The organism is Chitinophaga sp., from assembly GCF_035564935.1.
Lineage (GTDB): Bacteria > Bacteroidota > Bacteroidia > Chitinophagales > Chitinophagaceae > Chitinophaga.
This window is the reverse complement of sequence record NZ_DATMTE010000926.1, coordinates 1-2861: the sequence shown is the minus strand read 5'-3', so window position 1 is coordinate 2861 and position 2861 is coordinate 1. Positions and strand designations below refer to the sequence as shown.

Sequence of the window (2861 nt, the reverse complement as noted above, 5' to 3'; positions counted from 1 at the left end):
TTTCAGCCTGTCAGAACTGCCGGGGTGGAAGTGCTGGAGGCAATGGGAACCGATGAACTGCTGAAAAGACCGGAACTGGTACTCCATATATTATTAAGCACGTATACGGATGTACGTAATGCCGTGCGCCCGCTTATCAGCCGCCTGGTACAGCAGGATAAACGCCTGGCCGTTTACCTGGTGAACGAGCTGGTACCCCTGCTGATGCGCAGGGAAACTGCTGAAGGCATGCATGCCGATATTGAAGCTACGCTGAGCAATGAACTGGTTGACTACTTACAGGATATTGATACGGCCACCGCTTTACGCCTGCTGTACGCCAATTACAGGGCGGCCCAGCAGTTTGGATTGCTGGTGCTCCAAAAGTATATCCCCGCCTCGGCCTTATCCCTGAAGCAGGTAATTGCCGCGGGTAACCACGAGCTGCTGAAAGTAAGGGAGTGGAGCTGGCACTTTTATTATGACAACGCAGCGCGTATCCGTTTTGAAAGGGATGCCGCCATTGGCCTGCTCGATGCCAAATGGGATGACACCCGCCAGGAAGCGATGGAATTTTTCCGTACACAATTTACGGATAACGACTGGTCCCCCGAAACCCTGGTGGCGGTGGCAGATAGTGTACGCCCCGATATACAGGCATTTGGCCGGGAATTGCTGCTGCGTTTCTTCCATGAACAGGACGGGCAAACCTACCTGTTAAAACTGAGCCAGCATCCAAGTGAAAGCATGCAGTTGTTTGCTACTAATTACCTGCAACAGTATGCAGCCGGTAACCTGGCGTTGCTGCAGCAGCTGGAACATTATTTCCGCGTGGTATTAAGCGGGGTGAACAAAGCCCGCGCTGCGAAAGAAAGGATCTTTGCATTCCTGGAAAAGGAGGCCATGAAATCAGCAGATGCAGCCGCTTACATTGGTCATATTATTGCGCATATATCCGCCACGGTAGCTATAGGCGACAAAGCCCGCTGTATCAGCATTATGCGCACTATACAGGAACGGTATGCCGTGGAGCTGCCTATTGAAATAGTGCCAACAACGATCAGAGTATCTTAAAAAGTAATCCATTTATGTTATTCAACTACAGATACAGCGGGAACTCCAACGTGTACAGCAATGCCACTTCAGCAGGCATTTCCTTTGCACCGGATACCCGTCGAGATCCCACGTTCTTTGTGGGCAAGCTGCATAAAAAAATAGCTTTCCGCGAAGCCATTTCCGCACTCCATGACGTAGTGGTATCCGACCTGCGTTTTAAACCGAAAGATAAAACGGCTTATAAGGAATGGGCCGCCCAACAGGAAACGGTATGGCTGGCTGAATTTATGAACGGCTACGATGTAAAAGCCGCCGATCAGCGGATAGATGCACTGAGAGCGGAACTCAGCGGCATTTACCAGGAGAAGGAAAAAGTAATGGCGCCATTTTATAAAGCCAGGAAAAGTTATTTCGATTATTTATACCAGAAAGACCGCGATGCCTGGTTTGTGCTGGACCCCGTGATCAGCGTGCATCCTGATGAGTTGTTCTTTGAATGTTTCAGCCAGGATGAATCTACTTACGGAAAACTGAGCGCCAGCTATAATGTATTCAAAGAAGTGAATGAGTTTGAATGCGGTACCACTAATATTGATTACTCCGCTTCCCTTTATAACGAGTTCCAGAAGATCCGGGATTACAAGGAAACAGACTTTAAAATTGACCCGGGAGGATTCCAGGTGCAAACCTCGCAGGAGGAATTATATCATGAAGTAAAGATAGACCTGCCCGATAGCTGGGTGAGAGGGTTCCTGCAGGTAAGCTCCGCCATGACGCTGCCGGCAGCAACGTTTGAGCTGCACCCGATGGATGTATATAATTTCTGTTCCTGGCTGCGCCGCTTTAAGGAAAAACGCGGACCGCGCTCCATCCGTTTTATACTGGAACCAGGTAAGCCGGTACGCGCCGTGTTTGAACCCTGGAACCAGGAAATCGTATGTGCGAGGTCGTTATATACCGGTCCTCAGCGCAGGGAGATCAGGATATGGGGGAGAAGACGATTGCTGATCCTGGAACGGCTGATCCCTATTGCAAAAAAGTTTACCGTGCATCTTACCGGCAACGGGCTGCCTTCCTTTTATGTAGCGGATCTCGGCGATATGCAGTTTACGCTGGGGCTTAGCGGGTGGACGGCCAACGACTGGTCGCGCGCGGGGCAGTTTGACCTGATGGCGCCCCGTGCGGAAGTAAACGACCAGGCAAAGCTCACCGTTTTTGAAGACCTGAAAACCAGGTGGATGGCCAAACCGGAAACGATTGTAGCCGCCACGGGGCTGGATAGGGCTACGGTACTGGGCGCACTGGGTATTTATACCCAGGCCGGTAAAGTGATCTACGATTTGCATACGGGTTTTTACCGTCTCCGTGAACTAAGCCGGGAGCCATTGCCTTTAGACCAGCTGCGTTTTGCCAATCCCCAGGAAGGAGAAGCTACCAAACTGGTACAGGCAGGAAAGGTGGAATTTACGGCTACTGAGATCCCGGGAACAGGATTACAACTGAAAGGAACTGTAAAGGGCGCACAACGTATATACCATCCCGTTATAACCATTGATGCGGATGAAAGGTTAAGTAATGCGCACTGCGACTGTAACTTTTACAGCACGAATAAATTGTACAAGGGCCCCTGCGAACACATGCTGGCACTGCGTATAACGCATTCGGAAAATAAAGCGGTAAAATAATTGAAGGAGATGTTTTATATCCGGGAATTTATTTCTACCTTGCTGTCTCGTTAATAAACAAAGATCTTTGTAAAGAGGAATTGATTGCACTTGCGCCCGAAAAGGGACGAATGATGTTTCGTCATTCAGGTATTCTGACTA

At 49.7% G+C, this 2861-nt stretch carries 2 protein-coding genes; both read left to right on the top strand.

Annotated elements, in window-relative coordinates:
• A partial coding sequence (locus tag VN105_RS24195) for a hypothetical protein (RefSeq protein WP_325645074.1) occupies window positions 1-1053 on the top strand: 1053 nt, incomplete at its 5' end.
• Window positions 1054-1067: 14 nt separating this feature from the next.
• Window positions 1068-2720, top strand: a complete 1653-nt coding sequence (locus VN105_RS24190; protein ID WP_325645072.1) for an SWIM zinc finger family protein — start codon at window positions 1068-1070, stop codon at window positions 2718-2720.
• The last annotated feature ends 141 nt before the right edge of the window (window positions 2721-2861 follow it).

Coding starts and splice junctions, on each gene's coding strand:
- VN105_RS24190 (WP_325645072.1), top strand. CDS start 1,068: ATGTTATTCAACTACAGATACAGCGGGAACTCCAACGTGTACAGCAAT.